Here is a 21,730-nt window from a genome sequence, read left to right as displayed (position 1 = left end):
ACTGGAATCTGTCTGGTTGTACAGATAGTTTGTCGGGTATGGCCGACCCCACCCCCGACGGGCGACGACGACGCGGCGCCGACACCCGTCGCGCGCTGGTGCGGGCCGCCGTCGACGTCGTCACCGCGCACGGCTTCGACCGGCTCACCCTGCGCCAGGTCGCCGACCGCGCCGGCGCCTCGGCCGCGTCGGCGACCTACCACTTCGGCACCGTCGACGCGCTGCTGGAGGCGGTCGCCGCCGAGCTGGAGCACGACGCCGTCGCACGGCTGGGCGAGCTGACCCGGCGGGCCCGCTCCGGTGACCTGACCCTGCTCGACGCCTGCACCGCCTACCTGGTCGACCTGCTCGGCCCCCGCCGGCCGGTGTTCCTGACCATGCTGGAGCTGCGCGTCCGCGTCGCCCGGGGCCACGGCGGCACCGCCACCGGCCCGGCCGCCGCGGAGCCCGACGCGGCGCTGGTCGACCTCATCCAGGACCACGTCGGGAACCGGGAACGGGCCCGCGAGCTGTTCGCCGGGGTCTTCGGGCTGTCCGCGCTGGCCGCGTTCGCCCCCGTCCCGCCGGGCGAGCCCGAGCTGCGGGCCCGGATGGCCCGGCTGCTCGCCGGAGCCGGGCTCGCCACCCACGACGACCGCGCCACCCCGCACGAGACCCCGCACGAGACCCAGGAGGACCGGTTCCCGTGACCGCCACCCGACCCCCCGGCGCGCCCGACCGCGACGCCCTCGCCGCCCGCTTCGGCCCCCGGCGGGCCGACCTCGCGCTGCGCGCCCGGACCGCGGGCGACCCGCTCGCCGACGCCGTCGTCGCCGAGATCCGTGCCGCGGGCCGCGAGGGCGGCCGCGCGCTCACCGCGGCGCTGCAGCGCGGCATCCGCGACGGGCTCGCCTCGCTGACCGATCCCTCCCCCGCCCTCGCGGCCCTGCTCACCTCGGCCGAGTCGCTGCCCGCGGGCACCGACCCCGCGATGCTCGACACCGGGGTCCGGCCCATGTTCACCGCGCCCCCCGCGGTGCACACCCTGTCGCTGTCGGCCGGGGCGCTGCTGCGCACCTACGGCTCCCCGTCGATCGCAGTGCTGCTCGGCACCACCGGACGGCTGGTGGAGTCCGCCGAGCGCCGCCTGACCGAGACCGGCACCTGGCTGCTCGCCGCCACCCTGCCCGGCGGCATGCGCCCCGGCAGCCCCGGCTACGTCGGCACCCTGCAGGTCCGGGTGCTGCACGCCCACATGCGCGTACTCGCCCGCGAGCGCGGCCTCGACGAGGCCGTGCACGGCGTCCCGGTCAACCAGGTCGACCTGGTCCGGACCTGGCTGGACTTCACCCTCGTCTCGATGCGGGCCGAGGCGACCATCGGGTTCGGGCTCACCCCCGCCGAGACCACCGAGGTCTACGCCTGCTGGCAGCTGCTGGCCCACCAGCTCGGCATCGACCCCGAGCTGGTCCGCGACGTCACCTCGCACGCCGACGCCGAGGAGCTCGACGCGCTGGTCACCGCCGTCACCGGACCGCCAGCCCCCGAGTCACGCGCGCTGGCCGGGGCGCTGATCGGGGCCGTCGCCGCGCTGCTCGTCCAGCCGCTGCGGCTGCCCGTGCCGCAGGGGCGCCGCCTGCTGCAGGCGCTGGCCCGGCGCTTCCACGGCGCCGCGGTGACCACCGGGCTGGGTCTGCGGCGCAGCCCCGGCTGGGAGGTGGCCGTCGCCGTCCTGGGGCGGGTGATCGCGGTGCAGCGCCGGTGGGTCCGGCGCAGCCCGGCGTCGCTGGAGGCCGCGCGGGTCCGCAACGTCGCCGCCACCCGGGCGCTGCTCGCCGACGACCGCGGCGGCCCCTCCCTGTTCGAGACGCACGGCGCCTGAGGTCAGGCCGGGTCGTCCCACCAGCGCTCGGACAGCCCGGCGGCCCCGACGGCCGCGGTCAGCGCGTCGCGGCGCCGGTCCGGCCCGACCAGGACCAGGCCGCCGTGGCCCAGCGCGGCCGCGACCCGGTCGGCGGGCTGCAGGTGCAGCCCCGGCCCGAGGTCCGGCGAGCCGAGCTGCGGGTAGGTGTCGGCGACGGCGAGCAGCGGCCCGCCCGGCCCGTCCCGGCGCCCCCACAGCGCGACGACGTGCGCGACCGACCAGTCCGGCCCCGGCCGGGCCCCGGCGTCGAGGTCGGCGACCGGGGTGGCCGCGGCGACCAGCTCCCCGGTCCACAGCGCGGCCAGCACGCCGACCGGGCCGTCGGCGATGACGGCGTCGAGCAGCGCGGTCAGGCGCGAGGCGGTCCAGTCCCCCGCGGCCGGGACCGCGGCGAGCGACTCCCCGGAGAACTCCTCGACCGCACGACCGAGACCGGCCACCGGGGTGCCCGCCCGCCCGTCGTCCGCGGCGACCGGCAGGCCCCGCAGGTAGTCGGCGTCCGCCGGCGCCCCGGGCGGCCGCGACGACGCGTCGTCGCCGGCCCGCACCCGGGTGCCCGCCGCGTGCGCGAAGGCGGCCACGGTCGGTGCCGGCAGCGACGACAGCGCGGCCACGAGCAGCCGGGCGACGAACGGCCCGGCCAGCTGGTCGGGCTGGGGCAGCGACGCCGCGTGCACCCGCAGCAGAGCCTCCGCCCCGGGGAACGCACGGACCGCGCCGGGCACCGGGGTGCTCACGGGGCGACCAGCAGCCACACCGGCACCGCGACCAGCGCGACGGCGACCAGCCGGACCAGCCAGCGCACCAGCACCGGCAGCGGCGTGGGCGGGGAGGTGATCCGGTCGATCCGGGCCTCCAGCGCGTCGGTGAACGACGACAGCGCCGCCGCCGGCGCGGACCCGCCGACGGCCTTGAGCGCGGTCGCCAGCTCGGTCGGGTCGCACAGCCTCCGGGCGACGTCGTCGGCCCGCATCTCGATCAGCCGGGCGACCGCGAGCTGGGCGTGCACCATGCCGCGCACGAACGGCGCCGTCGCACCCCACGCCACGAAGGGCAGCACGACCAGGTCGTGGCGTTCACGCAGGTGCGCCCGCTCGTGCGCGAGGACGGCGACGACCCCGGCGGTGTCGAGCGCGTCCAGCACCCCCGCCGACACCACCAGCCGGGAGCTGCGCCCGGGCAGGCAGTACGCGACCGGGACGGGATGGTCCAGGACGCGGGTACCGGAGGCGTAGGGCCAGGGCGTGGCGAGCACGTCGAGCAGGTCGCGGTGGCGGCGGCGGGCCCGCAGGGTCCGCACGGTGGTGATCACCAGGACCGACAGCAGCCGCAGCAGCACCCCGACCGCGATCAGCAGTGCCCCGACGTGCAGCGGGTCCATCCGGTCCGGCCACCGACCCGCCGACACCGACTCCGACAGCGCCGCGGCGGCCGAGGGCAGGCTGTGCCCCATCGGGGAGAGCCCGTAGGCCAGCCCCGCGCCGAACAGCGAGATCCCGCCGCCGAGCCCGACGGCCTGCCACAGCAACAGGGCGCCGACGGGGTCGCGGCCGGGCCAGCTCGCCCGGGCCAGGGCACGGCTGACCGGCTCGGCGAGCAGTACGCCGAGCAGTCCGAGTCCGAGCGCGGTCAGCTGCATCGCGTCACATCGTCGCGGAGCGCGCGGCGCGGCGCCGCATCACCCCCGCGACCGGACAGGGTCCTCGACCGTCCGGCGCTCAGCCGAGCAGGTCACGCAACCGCGACCGCTCCTCCTCCGACATCGAACCGAGGAACCGCGCGAGGGCGGCACCCCGGTCGGACGCGTCGTCGAGCGCGTCGGTCATCAGCTCGGCCACGTGGTCCTCCCGGCTGGCCACCGGGCGGTAGTGGTGGGCGCGGCCGTCGCGGATGCGCCGGACCAGCTGCTTGCGCTCGAGCCGCCCGAGGACGGTGAGCACGGTCGTCGTGGCCAGGTCGCGGTCGGCGAGCTGGTCCTGCACCTCACGGGCGGTCATGTCCCGGTCGGTCTCCCAGAGGACGTTCATGACCGCCCGCTCCAACTCGCCCAGACTCGTCACGAAGGTCATCCTTCGCGAACCTTTCTACCTCGCGTAGAACCCCTGCGGGAGATGGCTCACACCGGGCGTGTCGTCAGTGGATCTGCACCTGGTCGCCGACCTGGAGGTAGCCGAACCACTGGCGGGCGTCGGCCTCGGCGAGCTTGACGCAGCCGGCCGAGGGGGTCGAGAGGTCGCCCTGGTGGAAGGCGATCCCGCCCTGGGCGAAGAACACCGACCACGGCATCTGGGTCAGCCGTTCCCGGCTGGTCCACTCCTCGGCCTTCCACTGCACGGCGAAGGTGCCGGTCGGCGTCGGGGCCTCCGGGTCGCCGGGGCGCATCGCGACCGGTCCGGCGACGACCTGACCGGCGTCGACGAGCCAGGTGGAGCGGCTCTCCAGATCCACGCAGGCCCGCGCCGAGGACGTGCACGGTGTGCCCGGGACGAGCTCGCCGGTGGCGACCTGCCGGTCGGTGGGGTCGGGCTGCTCCGACGGCTCGGCCAGGGCGGGGCCCGCCACGAGCCCGGCGGTCAGGGCGCCGGTCAGGGCGACGCCCACCGCGAGGAGCCCGGCGGTCCGGCTCCGTCCCCGTGCCCGCATCCGTCCGCCCCTCCGCCGGGCCCGGCGGGCTCGACGTCCTCGGCCCGCCCGGACCGACCGGACGCGCTGCGCAGCCGGTCGGTTCCGGACCGTAGCCCAACATGATCTTGGGCTGAACGGGTGTATCGCATACCGCCGATCGACGGTTGCCGGGGTGCGCCGGACGGTCGTTGCGGCGTCCAGTACTCCGGTCAGCGGCCCCGGAACACCGGGGTGCGCTTCTCGGTGCGGGCGGCGCGGCCCTCGGCGATGTCCTCGGCGGCCCAGCAGCCGCGGAAGTCCGCGGTCAGCCCGTCGACGACGGCCGGGTCGGTGTGCCCGCCGCGGCCGAACGCGTCCACCGAGCGCTTGTTGTAGGCCAGGGTCAGCGGGGCCATGGTGGCGATGTCGCGGGCCAGGGCGAGCGCGGCGTCGCGGTCGCCGAGGGTGTCGGCGAGGCCGCGGGCGTGCGCGGTGGTGGCGTCGACGGTGGCGCAGGCCAGCAGCAGGCTGCGGGCCGTGCCGCCGCCGGCGATCTGCACCAGGCGCTCGATCGTCCACGGGTCCACGGCCAGCCCGAGCCGCGCGGTCGGCAGCCCGAACACCGCCTCCGGGGCGGCGACCCGCAGGTCGCAGGCCAGGGCCAGCTGCAGCCCGCCGCCGATCGCGGGCCCGGTCACCGCGGCGACGGTCGGCATCGGCAGGTCGGCGACCGCGTGCAGCCCGGTGTAGAGCGCGTCGAGGAACTCGTCGGTGTAGACCTCGCCGAAGTCGGCGCCGGAGCAGAACGCCGGCCCGTTCCCGGCGACGACCACCGCCCGTGCGCCGGCCGCGCGGACCTCGGCCGCGGCGTCGACCAGCTGGCGGCAGGTCGCGATGTCCAGGGCGTTGCGACGCTCAGGGCGGTTCAGCTCGATCAGACCGACGTCGTCGTGGGTACTCACGGAGATCACGGGCCGGACCCTAACCCGCGGCCGCGGCCCCGGACCCGTCCGCGTGACCGGCGCCGCGCCCGGCGGGGGCGGGCTCGCTCCAGGTCTGTCCGCACAGCTCCCGGGCCAGCCCGACGGCGAGCTGGTCGATCCGGCGCAGCAGCCGCGCCGCGGCCAGCCGGCGCGTCCGCTCGGTCCCGGCACCGGCGGCGGTCCGCGACGCCGCGTCCGCCTCGGCGGCGTCGAGCAGCTCCTCCGCGGAGCCGACGCCGTAGTCGGCGGGGCCCGCGCCACTCGGGTGCTCGCGCCGGTCGGCGGGGCCCCAGCCGTCGTCGAGGATGCGGCGCAGGCCGTCGAGGTCGGCGCGGACCCGCTCCGCCGCGGGCTCCAGGGTCGCGGCCCAGCCGGGCACCGACGCGGTCGCGGCCTGGGCGGCGAGCTGGCGGGTGTAGTGGTCGACGGCCCCGACGACCCGCACCGTGTGGTGCACCCCGCGACGCAGCGGCCTGCGGGCGACGGGGTGCTGCAGCGGCACCGCGCGGGTCCGCACGGTGGCCACCGCGGTGTCGACGGCGCGGGCCTTCTCCAGCGGGTCACCGGCGCCGGGGCGGCCCAGCGCCGCGTCGACCGAGGTGCGCAGGGAGACGTCGACGGCGGTGAGGGCGTCGTCGAGGGCCTCGGCGAAGGCCGTGCGCGAGCGGGTGGGCAGGATCAGGTAGGCGGCGAGCATGCCCAGCGCGCCGCCGACGACGGTCTCCTCGACCCGCAGCACCAGGGTCTGCACGCTGAACTGGCCGATCACGCCGTAGAGCAGGGCCAGCACCGCGGTGATCCAGAACGCCATCATCGCCTGCGAGATCCGCACCAGGTACAGGGCGAGGAACACGCAGACGAACAGCAGCGCGAGGCTGGCGACGACGTTGCCGCCCACCAGCAGCGCCAGGAGCATCCCGGCCACGACCCCACCCGCGGTGCCCACCGCGCGGGCCCAGCCGCGGCTCAGGACGTCGCCGCGGCTGGCGGTGCCGGCGAACACCACGAACGCGGCGATCACCGCCCAGTACCAGCGGGCCGGGGAGATCAGCTCGCCGACGACGATCGCGAGGCTGGTGGCGACGCCGACCTGCACGGCCTGGCGGGTGTGCAGCGCGAGCCCGCCGAACCGGTCCCGGCCCGCCGGCGGCTCCACCTGCTCGGGGACGGGCTCGGGTGCCGGGTCGCCGCCCGCGGTCTCCCGGTCGGTGTCATGGTGCTCGGCGATCCGCAGGCGGGCCTGCTCGACGGTGGTCTGCATCGCGTCGGCGAGCCGGACCACGGCGAACCCGATGCGCTGCTCGCGCGCGGCGGGCCCGACCCCGGCCGGCCGGTCCACGATGCCGGCGACGGCGGACCGTGCGCCGTCGTAGAGGCGGGCGGCGATCGCGCCGGGCGTCCCGACGGCGGTGGCCGCGGCGAGGGCCCGCAGCCCCTCGGCCAGCTCGGCGCGGTCGTCGTCGGGGATCGGGTCGTGGTGCTCGACCGACCGGCGGACCGACATGGCGACCCGTTCGGCGGCGAGCTCGGAGTCGATGATCCACTGCCGCAGGCCCGCGACGGGACCGGCCGCGGCGTCGGGGCCGTCGTCGGTGTCGTCCAGCCGGTCGGTCACCAGCAGCGCGGTCTCGTTGAGCCGGGCCTGGGCGCGCACCAGCGGGTCGAGGTCGGGCTCACCGGCGGTGGTCTCCACCGCCTCGACCGCGGTGAGCAGCAGCGCGTGCAGCCGCGCCTCGAACGCGCGGAACAGCGCGTCCAGCACGGCCTCGGAGCGGCGGGTGAACACCAGGCAGCGCAGCAGGAAGGTGCTGCCGATGCCGATCACCGCCCCGGCCAGCAGGTACGGCAGCTCGCCGGGACCGGCGTGCAGGAACTGCACGAAGAAGAACGGCATGAACGCCGCCATCCCGAGCGCGACCCCGCGCGGCCCGTACCGCCGGACCGCGACGGCGACCATCATGACCAGGACGAACACGACGTCGGCCGCGACCCGGTTCGTCGCCAGCAGCGCGGACACCGTCGCCGACGCCGCGGCGGGCAGGACCATCAGGGCGGTGGTGACGCGCCGCCGTCGCAGGTCGTTCTCGTTCACCGCCAGGTTGCTGATCATCGCCAGCACCACGGAGAACAGCACGATCGTGATCGGCTGCCCGGTCAGGGCGCGCAGCACGCTCGCGGCGACCGCGGCCAGCAGCATCGCCGCGGTCGCGACCGAGGCCAGGTGCAGCCGGGTGTGGCCCGGGTCGACCGCGGCCGCCCACGTCCGCAGCTCGTCCCACCGGGCCGGCACCGGCAGGCGTCGTCCCCGCTCGACCGTCCCCGTCACGGTGCGAGTCTGACACGCACCGCGGCCCGGAGGTCCCTGCCTCAGTTCGCGGTGCGGGCCTGCGGCGGCAGCGACGCGGTCGGCACCGGGTTGGTCGCCCCCGGGACCGGCTGCGAGGTGGGCCGGGCGACCCGGATGCCGAGCACGTCACCGGCGGCCGCGGCCATCGCGCGCATGCCCTGGGCGTTGGGGTGCACCGGCGCGGCGGGCGAGGTCGGGACCAGGCCCTCGACCCACTTCACGCCGGGCAGCGTGCAGGCGTCGTGGCCGATGGTCGGGGTGTAGGTGTCGACGTAGTCGACACCGGCGTCGCGGGCGGCGTCGGCCAGCATCGCGTTGAGCTTCTTCTCGGTCTCGCGCAGGTAGGCGGTGTCGCCCGGGCTGAACGGGATGACCGGGTAGCAGCCGGGACCGGTGTCCGGGAGGATCGACGGGTACCCGACGACGGCGACCCGCGCGGCCGGCGACCGGTCGCGGATCTTCGCCAGCACGTCGGACACCTTGGACTCGGTGCCGTCGATCCGCTCGGCGAGCTGGTCGGTGCCGCCCGCGGTGTAGAAGTCCTTGCAGGCCGCGCCGAACAGGTTCGCCGAGGAGCGGCGCACGCACTCGGTGATGATCCCGGAGAAGCCGATGTCGTTGCCGCCGATGGTCAGGGTGACCAGCGACTCGGAGCCGTCGAGGGCGTCGAGCTGCGGCGGGTTCGGGCCGGCCTGGACCTGCTGGGGAGCCGTCATGTCCTCGGTCGTCGCGCCGCTGCAGGACACGTCGGTGAAGCGGCCGATGCCGGCCGAGCGGGCGAGCACCGACGGGTAGTTCTGGTTGGAGCGCAGGCACCCGGACGGCGTGCCCTGCTGCACCGGGACCAGCGGGCCCGCGGCGTAGGAGTCGCCCAGGGCGACGAAGCGCCCGACCGGGGCGGTGTCGAGGTTGCGCGCGGACAGCGTGGTCTCGGCGAACGTGGTCGGCGCCTCCGCCTGCGCGGGCGCGAGGGCGCTCATCCCCGCCGAGCTCAGCAGGGTCATGGTCGCCACGGCGAGCCACCGGGACGGACGGGGACGGCGCACGGGCTCTCGGACCTCCGGTCGGACGTCGCCGGCGTGGGCACGCCGGTCCTGTCCGACCAACGATCATCGTCGCCGACCGGTTACGCCCCGTTCGGCGCACGTGACGGGCCGGGTAGGACCCGGCCCGTCACGCACCGTGGGCGGGGCTCGCTCAGTCGGTGAGCCTGCGCAGCGACAGCGGCGCCACCAGGCGGTGCCGCAGCGCGGTCGCGTCCCAGAGCTCCGGCTGCGACGGCATCGACGCGAGCCGCCCGGCGGCGACCGCGCCGGGGTCGTCCATCGGCTCGCGGACACCGGCGAGGAAGGCCCACTCGTGCTCCTCGCAGCCGATGTAGACCCCGCGCCCGCCGGTCTCGCCGAACACCGCGGCGAAGCGCTGCCAGGCCGAGCGCAGCGTCGCGTCCCGCCACACCGCCGGGCTGCCGGCCTGGAACACCAGGACCCCGCCGGGGGTGAGCCGCTGCGCGCAGGCGCGGACGAAGTCCTCCTCGTAGAGCCGGTTGATCTGGGCGTCGGGCTCGTCGGGGCGCTCGTCGGGCAGGTCGACGACCACCAGGTCCCAGTGCTCGTCGGAGTCCAGGACGAACTGCCGCCCGTCGCCGTAGGTCAGGTGCACCGGGCCGTCGCCGCGCTCGGCCGCGGCGAGGGACTCGGGGGTGTAGCCGTAGGGCAGGTGCTCGGCGCAGATCCGGACGGCCTCGGCGTCGATGTCGACGTGGTCGACCCGGCTCGCACCGGCCGCGACCGCCATCTCCGACGCGACACCCTCCGAGGAGCCGACGATCAGCACCCGGTCCAGCTCGCGGGCCAGCAGCGCACCCGGCCACACCAGCGCCTCGTGGTAGGTGAGCTGGGTGTGCTCGGTGGACTGGCGCTCGTCGTCGCAGAACAGGGTGACGCCGTGCGCGGTGTCGGCGACGACGACGTGCTGGAACCCGGTGTGCGCGACGTGGTGGACCCGGCCGAGGTCCCAGCGCCGGGTCAGGCCGGGCGAGATGGGCTCGGTGACCGTGCGCGGGGCGCCGCCGCGGGCGACGACCTGCAGCGCGGTGTCGGTCGCACCGACGCGGTCGGCGAGGCGGCGCACGGCGTCGACCGGGTCGGCGCTCTCGCCGCAGGTGAACACGTCGACGTGCATGCCGCCGTGCTCGGGCCAGGTGTGGATCGAGGCGTGCGACTCGGCCAGGACCGCGACGACGGTCGCCCCCTGCGGCTCGAACCGCTCGACGACCACCTGGCGGACCTGGGCCCCGGCCTCGGTCAGCGCGGCGGTCAGGTCGCTGCGCAGGCGTTCGCAGTCGTCGAGGATCTCGGGGGCGATGCCGCCGAGCTCGGCCAGGACGTGTCTGCCGACCGGTGACGACGTGCTGGGCAGCGCGGGTGCGCCCGTCCCGAGCCCGACGGCCGGATGCAGTTCTCCGGCCGCGGCGGCGGGCACGGACATGATCGGCGAGGTGGAGGATGACACGTCCGGACACGTTAACCGGGATGTGGGAGCGACGCCCCCTCCCCCGCGACGATCACCTCGAGCGGTCCGAACCCGTTGAACCCCACCGAGGCGTAGCTCGAGGTGTAGGCGCCGGCCCCGATCAGGTCGACGACGTCGCCCGCGGCCAGGTCCAGCGGCAGCGCGACCGGGGTGCGGCGGTAGAGGACGTCGTCGCCGTCGCAGGTGGGGCCCGCGACGACGACCGGTCCGCACGGCCCGGTGCGCCCGGGCACGCGCAGCGGGTAGGCGATCGCCTCGCCCTCGGTCTCGGCGAGGCCCTGGTAGCGGCCGACGTCGAGGTACACCCAGCGGCGGTGGTCGACGCCCGGGCGGCGGGACACGCGCAGGACCCGGGCGCGCAGCACCCCGGCCGGGGCGACCAGCGCACGGCCCGGCTCCAACAGCAGCGTCGCGCCGTCCACGTGCCCGGCGTCGACGGCCGTGGCCACCGCGGTGCGCACGGCCGCGGCGTAGTCCTGCGCGGGGGCGACGCCGGCGCGGTAGGCCACCGGCCAGCCGCCGCCCAGGTCGAGCTCGGGACGGCGCAGCCCGGCCCGCCCGGCGGCCGCCAGCGCGAGCGCGACGGCCCCGGCGTAGGTGGCGGGGCGGGTCTGCTGGGAGCCCGCGTGGAAGGTGACCCCGGCCGCGACCAGGCCGCGGTCGGCGACCCGGCGCAGCAGCGCGACGGCGGCGTCGGGCGGCGCCCCGAACTTGCCGTGGAACGGCGTCGCCGAGCCGGTGTCGTCGACCGAGAGCCGGACCTGCACCCGCGCGCCGGGGACCTCGGCGGCGAGGGCGTCGACGTCCTCGGCGCTGTCGGTGACGAACCGGGTGACGCCGTCGCGGGCGGCCCGGGCGGCGGCACCGGGGCCACGCACCGGGTTCCCGTGCTGCAGCGTCGCCGGGTCCGCACCGGCGGCCAGGCACAGGTCGATCTCGGCCTGGGAGGCGACGTCGAACCCCGCTCCGGCCGCGACGAGGGCGCGCAGCACGGCGGGCTCCGGGCAGGCCTTGACGGCGTAGAGGATGCGGGCGTCACCGAACGCGGCGGCCAGCGCGCGGTAGCGCTCCCCGGCGACGGCGGGGTCCAGCGCCAGGTACGGCGTGGGACGGTCGATGGCGAGAAGCTGCTCCAGGCCGGGGCTCAGGTCGTGCACGTGGTGATGCTCTCCCCGGCCGCACCACCCGCACCGGCCGGGGTCTGATCTAGGTTCGGACCATGACCGCACCGAAGCCGCAGCGCCGCGCCCGGAAGATCGCGATGACCCCGGAGGAGGTCACCGCCTTCCTCGACGCCGAGCGCACCTGCCGGGTCGCCACCAACGGCGTGAACGGCCCGCACGCCACCCCGCTCTGGTACCTCTGGGACGGCGAGGCGCTCTGGCTGACCTCGCTCTCGCGCTCGCAGCGCTGGGCGGACCTGCAGCGCGACCCGCGGATCGCCGTCGTCGTCGACGCCGGGCACGACTACACCGAGCTGCGCGGGGTCGAGCTGCGCGGCTCGGTCGAGGTCGTCGGCGAGGTGCCCCGCACCGGCGAGCCGAACCCGGAGCTGGAGCGGGTCGAGCAGGCCTTCGCCGCGCGCTACACCGGCGACCAGGTCGTGATCGACGGACGGCACGCGTGGCTGCGGCTGCGCCCGGAGAAGATCACCAGCTGGGACTTCCGGAAGATGTGATCGCCGGGCGTGAGGGGCCCGGTGCCGGATGTGGCACCGATCCCCTCACCCGTGGCGATCACCGGGTTCGGGCCGGGTTCAGGGCCGCCCGGTCACCAGCGGCCAGAGCCCGTCGGCGCCCGCGTCCAGCGCCGCCGCCCCGACCCGGTCGTTCCAGAACGCCTCGTCGCCGTCCTCGTCGCGCCAGGCCCACAGCCGGGTCGTGACCAGTCGCAGCGCGTGCTCGCGGGTGAACCCGATCGCCCCGTGCACCTGGTGGGCGATCCGCGCGACGGCCGTCGCCGCCTCCGAGCAGCGGGCCTTCGCCGCGGCGACGGCGAACGCGGTCTCCGGGGCGGCGAACCCCGCGCGCCGCGCGGTCGAGGTCGCGGCGGCGGAGGCGGCGGCGGCGGCCGCGACCTCGGCGCCCGCCTCGGCGAGCATCTGCTGCACGGCCTGGAAGCGGCCGATGGGACGACCGAACTGGGTGCGCTCCCCGGCGTAGGCGACCGAGCGGGCCAGTGCGCCGCGGGCCGCGCCGGCGAGCAGCAGCGACCGCGCCAGCGCCGCCCGCAGGGTCAGCTCCGCGGCCGCCCCGGCGGGGGCGGTGCCGGTGGCCAGGGGCGTGACGCCGTCGAGGGTGAGGCCGTCGCGGGGCTCCTCGGCGAGGTTGGCGCCTTCGGTGACCGCCGCCGCGCCCGTGTCGAGCACGAGCACCCGGTCGCCGTCGAGGACGACGACCGCGGCCAGCGAACGCCCCCACGGCACCCGGGTCAGCGTCGCCGACACCGTGCCGGCCCTGCCGCCGCTGCCGGTCACCGTGCCCCCGGCAGTCCCGGCCGGGCGGTCCCCGCCGGTCGCGTCGGTGACGACGGCGGCCAGCGGCCCGTCCGGCACGGCGAGCCCGGCGGCGCGGGCCAGCCACCCGGCGAGCAGGTCGGTCTCGGCCAGCGGCAGGCGGGCCGCGTCGGCACCGGCGACCTCCAGCAGCACGGCGGCGTCGTCGAGGGTGCCGCCGGTGTCCGGGTCGGTCAGCGAGGTCAGCCCGGCCCCGGCGCACGCCTTCCAGGCCGCGGTGTCCAGGCCGGTCCCGTCGCGGTCGTCGGACCCGGCGGCGAGGATCGAGGCGGCCAGGTCGGCCAGGTCGCTGTTGCGGGCCATCAGCGCAGTCCCATCCCCCGCGCGACGATGCCGCGCAGGACCTCGTTGGTGCCGCCGCGCAGGGTGAACCCGGGCGCGTGCAGCACGGCGTCGGCGAGCAGCCGGGCGAACCCGGACTCCGCGCCGGGGTCCGGCGGGATGTCGACCAGCAGCCGGGCGGCGTCGACGATCTCGTTCTCGTAGCGGGTGCCGAGGTCCTTGACCAGGGCCGCGGCCAGCTCGGGGGCCCGGCCGGACTCCAGCGCCCCGGCGACGGCCAGCGACATGGCCCGCAGCGTCCACAGCCGCGACACCAGCGACCCCACGCGACGACGGGTGCCGGCGTCGGCGCGGCCCGCCCCGGCGAGCTCGCCGACCAGCGACGCCAGCAGCGGGTAGGTCGACAGGAACCGCTCCGGTCCGGACCGCTCGAACGCGAGCTCGCCGGTGACCTGGGCCCAGCCGTTGCCCAGCTCGCCGAAGACCCGCGCGTCGGGGATGAACACGTCGTCGAAGCGGACCTCGTTGAAGTGGTGCGCCCCGGTGAGCAGCGGGATCGGGCGGATCTCCACCCCGGGCGAGTCCAGCTCCACCAGGAACTGGGACAGCCCCGCGTGCCGGTTCGTGTCGTCGCGCGGCTCGGTGCGCACCAGCGCGAAGAACGCGTGCGCGTGGTGCGCCCCGGAGGTCCACACCTTGGTGCCCGACAGCCGCCACCCGCCGTCGACGCGGGTCGCCCGGGTCCGCACCGACGCCAGGTCGGAGCCGGAGTCCGGTTCGGACATGCCGATGCCGAAGTACACCTCGCCGCGGGCTATCCCGGGCAGGAACGCGCGACGCTGCTCCTCGGTGCCGTGGCGCAGCAGCGACGGCCCGATCTGGCGGTCGGCGATCCAGTGCGCGGCCACCGGGGCGCCCGCGGCGAGCAGCTCCTCGGTGACGACGTAGCGCTCCAGCGCGGTCCGGCCGTGCCCGCCGTACTCGGTGGGGATGGTCATCCCGAGCCAGCCGCGCTCCCCCAGCCTGCGGGAGAACGACTCGTCCCAGCCGGAGAGCCACACGTCCGCGCGCGGGGTCCAGCGGGCGGCGCCGCGCTCGTCGTCGAGGAAGGACCGGACCTCGGCCCGCAGGTCCGCCAGCCCGGCGGGGAGCTCGACCGGGTCGGGCACGAGCTCGGGCAGGGCCGCTGCCGGTGTCGATGTCGCTGCCACGGGCCTCATCATGACCCAGCCCCGCCGGCGCCGCCGGTGTCTATGGGCCGACTCACCGGGGTACGTTCCGGGCATGACCACCAATGCTGACGAGCGCAGGGTGCTGGATGCCGTCCCCACCGGCCTGTTCATCGGCGGCCAGTGGCGGCAGGCGGAGAACGGCGCGACCGCGAAGGTGGAGGACCCGGCCACCGGAGAGGTGCTGACCGAGGTCGCCGACGCCTCCCCCGCCGACGGCATGGACGCCCTCGCCGCCGCGCACGCCGCGCAGCCCACGATCGCCGCGATGGCGCCGCGGGAGCGCAGCGAGATCCTGCGCCGCGCCTACGACCTGCTCCACGAGCGGATCGACGACCTGGCCCTGCTCATGACCCTGGAGATGGGCAAGCCCTTCGCCGAGGCCAAGGGCGAGGTCGTCTACGCCTCGGAGTTCCTGCGCTGGTTCTCCGAGGAGGCCGTGCGCATCGACGGCGGCTACCAGGTCGCCCCGAACGGCCAGACCCGCTTCCTCACCATCCGCCAGCCCGTCGGGGTCTGCGTGTTCGTGACCCCGTGGAACTTCCCGCTGGCCATGGGCACCCGCAAGATCGCCCCGGCGGTCGCCGCCGGCTGTGCGTCGGTGATCAAGCCCGCGCCGCAGACGCCGCTGACCATGCTCGCGTTCGCGCAGGTGCTGGCCGACGCCGGCCTGCCCGACGGCGCCCTGAACGTCATCAACGCCACCGACGCCGGCGCGGTGATGGAGCCGATCCTGCGCGACGGCCGCGCCCGCAAGATGTCGTTCACCGGGTCCACCCCGGTCGGGAAGCTGCTGCTGTCCCAGGCCTCGGACAAGGTCATGCGCTCGTCGCTGGAGCTGGGCGGCAACGCCTCGTTCATCGTGCTCGACGACGCCGACGTCGACGCCGCCGTCGAGGGCGCCATGATCGCCAAGATGCGGAACATGGGCGAGGCCTGCACCGCCGCGAACCGGTTCTACGTCCAGCGCGGCGTCGCCGAGGAGTTCACCGCGAAGCTCGCCGAGCGGATGGGCGCGCTCAAGGTCGGCCGCGGCACCGAGGAGGGCGTGAACGTCGGCCCGCTGATCGACGCCAAGGGCCTGGACAAGGTGACCGACCTGGTCGCCGACGCCGTCGCCGCCGGCGCCTCGGTCGCGATCGGCGGGAAGGCCCAGGACGGGCCGGGCTACTTCTACCCGCCGACCGTGCTCACCGACGTGCCGGTGAACTCCCGGCTCAACCACGAGGAGATCTTCGGCCCGGTCGCGCCGATCACCGTCGTCGACAGCGCCGACGACGCGCTGGCCGCGGCCAACGCGACCGAGTTCGGCCTGGTCAACTACGTCTACACACGCGACCTGAACCGGGCGCTGCACATCGCCGAGAACCTCGACAGCGGCATGATCGGGCTCAACACCGGTCTGGTGTCGAACCCGGCCGCCCCGTTCGGCGGCGTCAAGGAGTCCGGACTGGGCCGCGAGGGCGGCAACGTCGGCATCGACGAGTTCCTGGAGACCAAGTACGTGGCCATCGGCTACAGCGGCTGACCCCACGCACGACCGAGGGCCCCGGTGCCGTACGGCACCGGGGCCCTCGTGTGTCGCGGGTCGGTCAGTTGGCCGGGGCCGCGGGTGCCGCCGGGGCCGGGGCCTGCGGCTGGATCGGCACCGCCGGGTCCTGCCCGGGCAGCGGCTCGGCGGGCTGGGTCACGTCGGCCCGGCCCCCCGAGACGAGCTCGACCAGCTCGACGCCGCCGTTGAGGGTCAGCAACACGACAACCAGCGCCACCGAGGCGACGGCGGCCGCGGTGAGCCCGCGCTGCGCGGACCCGCTGGTGACCAGCCGGCCACGGCTGGTCTCCACCACCCAGGCGCGGGCGGCGAACACGGCCAGCATCAGGCCGAAGGCGAGCCAGGTCAGGAGGAATCCGTTCACGGGTTCGGCACCTCCCCGCCGGCCGCCGGGGCCGGGGCCGTCGCCGGTGCCGGGACGCCCGGCGCCGGGAGCGGCTCGTTGCGCACCAGGATGGCGTCGAAGCCGCTCTCGTAGGTCGCGCGGTACTGGCCCGACGCGATGAGCTGGTTGCGGATCTCGATCGTCCAGCCCGGCTGGCGGTCGTTCAGGACGACGCCCTGCTTCTCGATCGCCGGGTAGAACAGGATCGTCTGCGGCTGGACCTGGTCGATGCAGCGGAACGGGTCCGCGGCGAGGACCGCGCAGCCCTGACCGCCCGAGGCCATGTTGTTGTTCTCGCCGACGCCCTCCAGGGCGTAGGGCCCGACCGTCGACAACGGCTGCACCGTCGCCCCGGGCGGCGCCTCGGCGTAGGCCTTGCGGGTCATCTGGACGTCCTCGGTGGTGACGTCGGTGTAGGCCTCGTTACCGCCGCGGATGAAGATCAGCAGCCCGAAGACGACCACCATGCCCACCGCGAGCAGCCGTTCGCGCTTGCGGTCGACGCGGGCGAAGGCCCGCAGCGCGTCGACGGCCAGGATCGACAGGATCGGCAGGCCGTAGAGCAGCACGCGCAGGAGCAGCTCGCCGCCGTAGCTCTGCACGACCGCCATCCCCATCGGGATGATCGCCAGCAGGATCGGCACGAGGTCGCGGCGGCGGCGCCAGTAGACCCAGGCACCGGCGAAGCCGAGGACGTAGGTCAGGCCGGTCATCGCGACCCGGAACCCCTTGCCGACGAGCTGGCCCGTGTCGCCCTGGAAGCGGTCCGCGACGCCGGCCTGCAGCGCGCTGCCGTCGTCGCCGCTACCGATGATCATGCTGATCTGGTTCATCCAGAAGTCGCGGGCGCCGATCAGCACGAACACCGTCACCGCGGCGATCGCGACGATCACCAGCCCGCGGCCGCGGAACCGGCCGACGACCGCCAGCACGGCCAGCTGGCCGATGATGGCGAACGGGGTCAGCTGGTGGGCCGGGGCGACGGCGATGACGCACAGCGCCGCGCAGAAGTAGATCAGCAGCAGCTGCCGGGCGGGCAGCGTCGGTGTGTTCGGCGGGGTCAGCGCCGACACCAGCCAGCGCCGCCACCGGGGCAGCGGTGGCGCCCCGCGGTGGGCCCGTGGCCAGCCCGGGACCCCGGCGTTGTCGACGCGGCGGGTCGCCAGCGGGCCGAGCGCGAAGGTCAGCACCGTCAGCAGCAGCACGATCGCGGTCGCCTGCGGCGAGAAGTAGTCCTGCTCGATCCAGTTCAGGCCGATGAACAGCCAGGCCGCGACCCACGGCGCGCGGGTGCCCCCGAGCATCGAGCGGGCCAGGGCGTAGACGCCGATCGCCCACACCGCGGTGACCGCGGGCGGGTACCAGCGCAGGATCGTGTCGAGCTGGTCGGCGCCGGCGGCGTCGCGGATCCAGGCCCACTGGGCGAAGAACGCGGGCCAGTAGAACCGCGCGTCCACGCCGGTGGGCGGGACGCCGTTGTTGCGGGCGACCGCGTCGACGAACCCGGAGATCAGCCAGGCGGTGGTGAACCGGGCCTGCGGCTGCACGACCGAGGGCAGGCCGGTGGAGCACAGCAGCAGCACACCCGTCGCGGCACCCAGCATCGGGATGCGCGGGCGGCGCGACCAGAGCTCGAGCAGGCAGGCGCCGATGGCGAGCAGCAGCGCGACCCACGCGAACGGGCTCAGCGCCGGGGCCAGGCCCCAGCCGCCCAGGTCGGACAGGTCGGTCGTCGCGGCGGCGACGGGCAGCAGCAGCACCGCGAGCACGGCCAGGACCGGCGCGCCCCAGACCCACAGCGGGGACAGCGGCTCGGCGGTCTCGGGTGCGGGCGGCGGGGGCGGCGGCGGGCCGTCACCGGGCGGGCGCGGGACCGGGCCGCGGACGGCCATGGTCGGCGAGTCCGGGCCGGGCGGCGTGACGAACTGGGTCCGCTCGCTCGCGCTCTCCTCCGCGACGCGGGTCCGCGCGACGGCGGGCTCCTCGCCGCGGTGGCCGCGGGTGGACGGGTCGGGGCCGCCCGTCCGGCGGGTCTCCGACGTCACGACTTCACCTCCGGTGTGCTCCGGCGGTTCCACGCCGGGACGAATCTGAGTGCCAGTGCGCAGAGGATCTGCGCGCCGACGTAGCCGAGGACGACCGGCAGCATGGTCATGCTGACCGATGCGGTTCCGGGGTCCGGCAGCGGGACCAGACCGGCGAAGACCACGACCAGGCCGGTGTTGAGCAGCTGGATCTTCGCGTAGCCCATCCCGTCGCCGTCGGCCTGGCGGCGGGCGAGCTCGAACACGACGATCAGCCGGAAGAACAGGCCGCCCATGAGCACGGCCAGCGCCGGGGCGCCGGGCGCGTAGCCCTCACCGAGCAGCGACAGCACCGGGTAGCCCAGTGCCGCGCCGAGCCCGAGCGCCGGGACGAACAACAGGAGCATCCGGCGCCGGGCGACGCGGGCGAACTCCTCGGCGCGGTGCGGCTCCCGGGCGGTCTGCACGGTCAGGGAGTTGGTGAAGAACGTCGCGGCCAGGTCGATGACGGTCACCGCCTGCCAGCAGATGAAGAAGACCGCGCCGATCTCGTTGCCCATCCGGAAGTTCGCGAACAGCGGGACCTGGTTGTAGAGCAGCGCGTTGCCGCACTGCGCCAGCGCGGTCGGCGCCAGGAACGCGATCATCTCCGGGCGCGACGGCAGCGTGCCCGGCCCACCGGAGCGGGCGAAGCGCCGCACCATGAACCAGAGCAGCACGGTGCCCGCGGCGATCCACAGCACGACCGGGATCGCCCAGGACAGCACCAGCGCCTCGGAGGCGAGCGTGGTGCCCAGTGCCAGCAGCAGCACGATCCGGGTCACGGCGAAGGTGCCGTTGCGCCACACCGCCACCCACGGCCGCCCGATGGCGACCATGACGAAGTCGTGGACGACGAACACGCACCAGCCGGCGCAGGTCAGGACCAGGACGACCAGGCCCCAGCCGAACGATCCGCCGCCCGCGGCCTCCGCGACCCGGGGCACGAGCGTGCCGTAGATCAGGCCGATCAGCCCGGACAGCGGCATGATCAGCAGCAGCGAGCCGAAGGTGAGCCGGACCGACCTGCGGCCGGCGCCGGGAAGCCAGCGCAGCAGCGCCAGCCCCAGGTTGAGCTGGGCGACGCCGCCGATCAGCTGGAAGGCCGACACGAACTCCGAGGCCCGGCCGACCTCGGCCTGCGGCATGATCCGGGTCGCGATCAGCACGCCGAGCAGCCCGGCGACCGAGCCGAAGCCGGAGCACAGGGTCAGGGCGATGCCGTCGCCGATGCCGCCGTTGCGGTCCGGGACCTGCTCGCCGTCCTCACCGCCGCCGTCTCCGCCGCCCGGTCCGGGCGGTGGGGTGGGCGGCGGGGTCGGCGGGTTCTCGCCGGGACCGCGAAGCCCGACCAGCGGCGGGAGGTACTCGGTGTGCTGCTCGGCGTTGCGGCGCGAGTGCGCCCGCGCGTGGGCGGTGGCGAGACGCTGGGTCGGGGCGTCCGGGTCGACGCCCGCCGCCTGCGGTCCGGGGACGGGGCCGGGACCGGACGTACCCGCGGCGGGGCGGGGACGCGCCGGCCCGACCGGCCTCACCGGGAGGTCCCGCTCACTGGGCCACCACGGCGTGGCGCAGCAGGAACGGGACCGACAGGAGCGTGACGACGAACAGGGCGACGCTCGGGTACCAGAGCCCCAGGCTGACCATGAGCTGGCCGCCGATCAGGGTGACGGCGGTACCGACCCCGAGGGTCAGCAGCCAGACGTGCGCGGCGGGCGCGCGGCGCAGGAAGCCCGCGGCGGCCCAGCCGGGACCCAGCAGCAGGAAGCCGATGGTGACCAGCAGCCGGAACTCGCCCAGCGCGCCCCCGCTGATCCCGGCGATGCTCAGGCCGCAGGCGATGACGCCGGCGGCGACGAGCAGGATCGCCACGTACCGCCGCGCGGTCCTCGCGCGGGTCAGCTCTGCTGCGGACTGCACGCTCACCGCGGCTCACTCCTCTTCACTGGTGGTTCTCCCGGCGCCACGCCCCTCGTGGGGCGTGGGCCGGTGGGGCACGGACCGGCCCGATCCGGTCCCGGGGCGCTCAGGACGCCTCTTCCCCCCATGCGTACCGCACACCGGTCCGCTCGGGACGGGCGGACCCGTCGCGCTCGGCGCCGACGGGGCGCTGCTCGCGGGCGACCGGCGACGGGGCCGGCTGCTGCGGGGCGGCCTGACCCGCACCGGGCTGCGGCTGCGGGGCCGGACGCGACGGCTGCTGCTGCGGGCGCTGCGGGGCCGGAGCGTCGGCGTGCGGCCGCGGGGCCGGGCGCTGCGGCTGCGCCGCCGGGACGGCACGGTCCGGCACCGCGGGCGGCACCGGCGCCGTGGCCGGGGTGGCGGGCACCGCCGGGTGTCCGGCGGGCGGGACCACCGCGGCGGGGCCGGGGACGGCCGTGCCGGGTGCGGCGGGCCGGTCGTCGCGACCGGCACGGCGCCGCTCGGCGGCGAGGGTCCGCAGGACGCGGGTGCCGTCGGCGAAGGTGCGCAGGTTCGTCTCGCCGAACATCCGCTCCTTCTCCACCGAGGGGACCTCGGTGATCGACAGACCGGCGGCGGCGACGCGGCAGTTCAGGACCGTCTCGATCTCGAACCCGTCGCCCCAGTACATCCCGCCGTCCGGGTGCGGCGGCATGTCGACCGCAGGCAGCTCCAGCAGCGGCAGGATGTCGGCCCAGAAGGCGTTGTAGCCGTAGCAGAGGTCGCTGTAGCGGGTCCCGAACAGAGTGTTCGCGATCAGGTTCAGACCGGCGTTGCCACCCTTGCGGAGCAACGTGATGTCGTCGCTGCCGCCCCCCTTGGTGAACCGGCTGCCCTTCGCGAAGTCGGCGCCCTCGACGAGCGCGGCGACGAAGCGCGGGATCTCCTGCGGGTCGGCCGAGCCGTCCGCGTCGAACATGACGATGGCGTCGCCGGTGGCCGCGGCGAAACCGCAGGCCATCGCGTTGCCCTTGCCCTTGCGGGTCTGGCGGACGATCCGGACGCCGGGCAGGACACGGCGTGCGGTCTCGACGGTGCCGTCCTTGGAGTCGCCGTCGACGACGATCACCTCGTACACGGCGGGACGCACGGCCGCGACGGCCGGCAGGACCACCTCGAGGTTCCGTGCCTCGTTGCGGGTCGGCACGATCACCGACACCCTCGGTTGGTTCGGACGACGTGGTCCGTGGTCAGGGCGCTTGTTCACCGGTCTCTCCCCCGAATCGATCGGTCCTGGCGCGCGGTTGGCGAGCAGTGCGTGTCCGGTCGTGACGACGATGCCGACCTCGACCGGATCCGTTACCCCACAACGGGGGTCATCCGGCATATCTCCGGCGCCGTCGGTCGCGTTACGTGACCCGCACCGCATG

Annotated in this window: 20 protein-coding genes; 4 read left to right on the top strand and 16 right to left on the bottom strand. The window is 75.8% G+C overall.

Annotation, left to right across the window (positions count from 1 at the left end; all coding sequences use genetic code 11):
• Window positions 1-38: 38 nt before the first annotated feature.
• On the top strand, window positions 39-689 hold the full coding sequence (locus tag KPL60_RS05305; protein ID WP_226357209.1) for a TetR/AcrR family transcriptional regulator: 651 nt from the start codon (window positions 39-41) through the stop codon (window positions 687-689).
• The gene (locus KPL60_RS05300) at window positions 686-1,861 is read left to right on the top strand and encodes an oxygenase MpaB family protein (RefSeq protein WP_226357210.1); all 1,176 of its coding nucleotides are present in this window, start codon (window positions 686-688) and stop codon (window positions 1,859-1,861) included. The genes KPL60_RS05305 and KPL60_RS05300 overlap by 4 nt, the downstream gene beginning before the upstream one ends.
• Window positions 1,862-1,863: 2 nt before the next feature.
• Here KPL60_RS05300 and KPL60_RS05295 read toward each other — a convergent pair whose 3' ends face one another.
• From KPL60_RS05295 to KPL60_RS05255, 9 genes are all read right to left on the bottom strand, one after another.
• On the bottom strand, window positions 1,864-2,640 hold the full coding sequence (locus KPL60_RS05295) for a hypothetical protein (RefSeq protein ID WP_226365093.1): 777 nt from the start codon (window positions 2,638-2,640) through the stop codon (window positions 1,864-1,866).
• Window positions 2,637-3,542, bottom strand: a complete 906-nt coding sequence (locus KPL60_RS05290) for a M56 family metallopeptidase (protein ID WP_226365092.1) — start codon at window positions 3,540-3,542, stop codon at window positions 2,637-2,639. The genes KPL60_RS05295 and KPL60_RS05290 overlap by 4 nt, the downstream gene beginning before the upstream one ends.
• Before the next feature lie 79 nt (window positions 3,543-3,621).
• Entirely contained in the window at window positions 3,622-3,963 is a 342-nt protein-coding gene (locus KPL60_RS05285) for a BlaI/MecI/CopY family transcriptional regulator (RefSeq protein ID WP_100880464.1), read from the bottom strand.
• Between the two features lie 73 nt (window positions 3,964-4,036).
• The gene (locus KPL60_RS05280; protein WP_226365091.1) at window positions 4,037-4,546 is read right to left on the bottom strand and encodes a L,D-transpeptidase; all 510 of its coding nucleotides are present in this window, start codon (window positions 4,544-4,546) and stop codon (window positions 4,037-4,039) included.
• A 191-nt stretch (window positions 4,547-4,737) separates the two neighbouring features.
• Window positions 4,738-5,478 carry an enoyl-CoA hydratase gene (locus KPL60_RS05275; protein WP_226365090.1) on the bottom strand — a complete coding sequence of 247 codons (741 nt, stop codon included), beginning with the start codon at window positions 5,476-5,478 and terminating at the stop codon, window positions 4,738-4,740.
• Window positions 5,479-5,488: 10 nt separating this feature from the next.
• A complete protein-coding gene (locus KPL60_RS34505; protein ID WP_226365089.1) occupies window positions 5,489-7,816 on the bottom strand; it encodes an FUSC family protein in 2,328 nt (775 codons plus the stop codon).
• Window positions 7,817-7,857: 41 nt separating this feature from the next.
• Window positions 7,858-8,841, bottom strand: coding sequence for an SGNH/GDSL hydrolase family protein (locus KPL60_RS05265; RefSeq protein WP_226357216.1), 984 nt, complete (start codon window positions 8,839-8,841; stop codon window positions 7,858-7,860).
• Window positions 8,842-9,034: 193 nt separating this feature from the next.
• The gene (speD, locus tag KPL60_RS05260; RefSeq protein WP_226357217.1) at window positions 9,035-10,351 is read right to left on the bottom strand and encodes an adenosylmethionine decarboxylase; all 1,317 of its coding nucleotides are present in this window, start codon (window positions 10,349-10,351) and stop codon (window positions 9,035-9,037) included.
• An 11-nt stretch (window positions 10,352-10,362) separates the two neighbouring features.
• Window positions 10,363-11,520 carry a type III PLP-dependent enzyme gene (locus KPL60_RS05255; protein ID WP_255655481.1) on the bottom strand — a complete coding sequence of 386 codons (1,158 nt, stop codon included), beginning with the start codon at window positions 11,518-11,520 and terminating at the stop codon, window positions 10,363-10,365.
• A 71-nt stretch (window positions 11,521-11,591) separates the two neighbouring features.
• Here KPL60_RS05255 and KPL60_RS05250 point away from each other — a divergent pair, with 71 nt between their 5' ends.
• Entirely contained in the window at window positions 11,592-12,050 is a 459-nt protein-coding gene (locus tag KPL60_RS05250) for a pyridoxamine 5'-phosphate oxidase family protein (RefSeq protein ID WP_062395201.1), read from the top strand.
• A gap of 78 nt (window positions 12,051-12,128) precedes the next feature.
• Here KPL60_RS05250 and KPL60_RS05245 read toward each other — a convergent pair whose 3' ends face one another.
• Window positions 12,129-13,190 carry an acyl-CoA dehydrogenase family protein gene (locus KPL60_RS05245; RefSeq protein WP_226365087.1) on the bottom strand — a complete coding sequence of 354 codons (1,062 nt, stop codon included), beginning with the start codon at window positions 13,188-13,190 and terminating at the stop codon, window positions 12,129-12,131.
• Complete coding sequence (locus KPL60_RS05240) at window positions 13,190-14,389, bottom strand: acyl-CoA dehydrogenase family protein (protein WP_226366032.1); 1,200 nt, start codon at window positions 14,387-14,389, stop codon at window positions 13,190-13,192. The genes KPL60_RS05245 and KPL60_RS05240 overlap by 1 nt, the downstream gene beginning before the upstream one ends.
• Window positions 14,390-14,453: 64 nt before the next feature.
• On the opposite strand from KPL60_RS05240, the gene KPL60_RS05235 reads away from it, so the two are divergent.
• Window positions 14,454-15,926: an NAD-dependent succinate-semialdehyde dehydrogenase gene (locus KPL60_RS05235; protein WP_226357221.1), complete on the top strand. Its 1,473-nt coding sequence runs from the start codon at window positions 14,454-14,456 to the stop codon at window positions 15,924-15,926.
• A gap of 64 nt (window positions 15,927-15,990) precedes the next feature.
• On the opposite strand, the gene KPL60_RS05230 is transcribed toward KPL60_RS05235, so the two are convergent.
• From KPL60_RS05230 to KPL60_RS05210, 5 genes are all read right to left on the bottom strand, one after another.
• Window positions 15,991-16,314 (bottom strand): hypothetical protein, encoded by a 324-nt coding sequence (locus KPL60_RS05230; protein WP_226365086.1) that lies wholly within the window; start codon window positions 16,312-16,314, stop codon window positions 15,991-15,993.
• Window positions 16,311-18,380 (bottom strand): hypothetical protein, encoded by a 2,070-nt coding sequence (locus KPL60_RS05225; RefSeq protein WP_226357223.1) that lies wholly within the window; start codon window positions 18,378-18,380, stop codon window positions 16,311-16,313. The genes KPL60_RS05230 and KPL60_RS05225 overlap by 4 nt, the downstream gene beginning before the upstream one ends.
• Entirely contained in the window at window positions 18,377-19,933 is a 1,557-nt protein-coding gene (locus tag KPL60_RS05220; RefSeq protein ID WP_226357224.1) for a lipopolysaccharide biosynthesis protein, read from the bottom strand. Before KPL60_RS05220 ends, KPL60_RS05225 begins: the two co-directional genes overlap by 4 nt.
• A 13-nt stretch (window positions 19,934-19,946) precedes the next feature.
• Window positions 19,947-20,324, bottom strand: a complete 378-nt coding sequence (locus tag KPL60_RS05215) for a hypothetical protein (RefSeq protein ID WP_062395221.1) — start codon at window positions 20,322-20,324, stop codon at window positions 19,947-19,949.
• A gap of 100 nt (window positions 20,325-20,424) precedes the next feature.
• Window positions 20,425-21,513: a glycosyltransferase family 2 protein gene (locus tag KPL60_RS05210; RefSeq protein WP_226365085.1), complete on the bottom strand. Its 1,089-nt coding sequence runs from the start codon at window positions 21,511-21,513 to the stop codon at window positions 20,425-20,427.
• Between the last annotated feature and the right edge of the window lie 217 nt (window positions 21,514-21,730).

This window comes from Pseudonocardia sp. ICBG162, from assembly GCF_020496225.1.
Lineage (GTDB): Bacteria > Actinomycetota > Actinomycetes > Mycobacteriales > Pseudonocardiaceae > Pseudonocardia > Pseudonocardia alni.
This window is presented reverse-complemented; position numbering and strand designations above follow the sequence as displayed.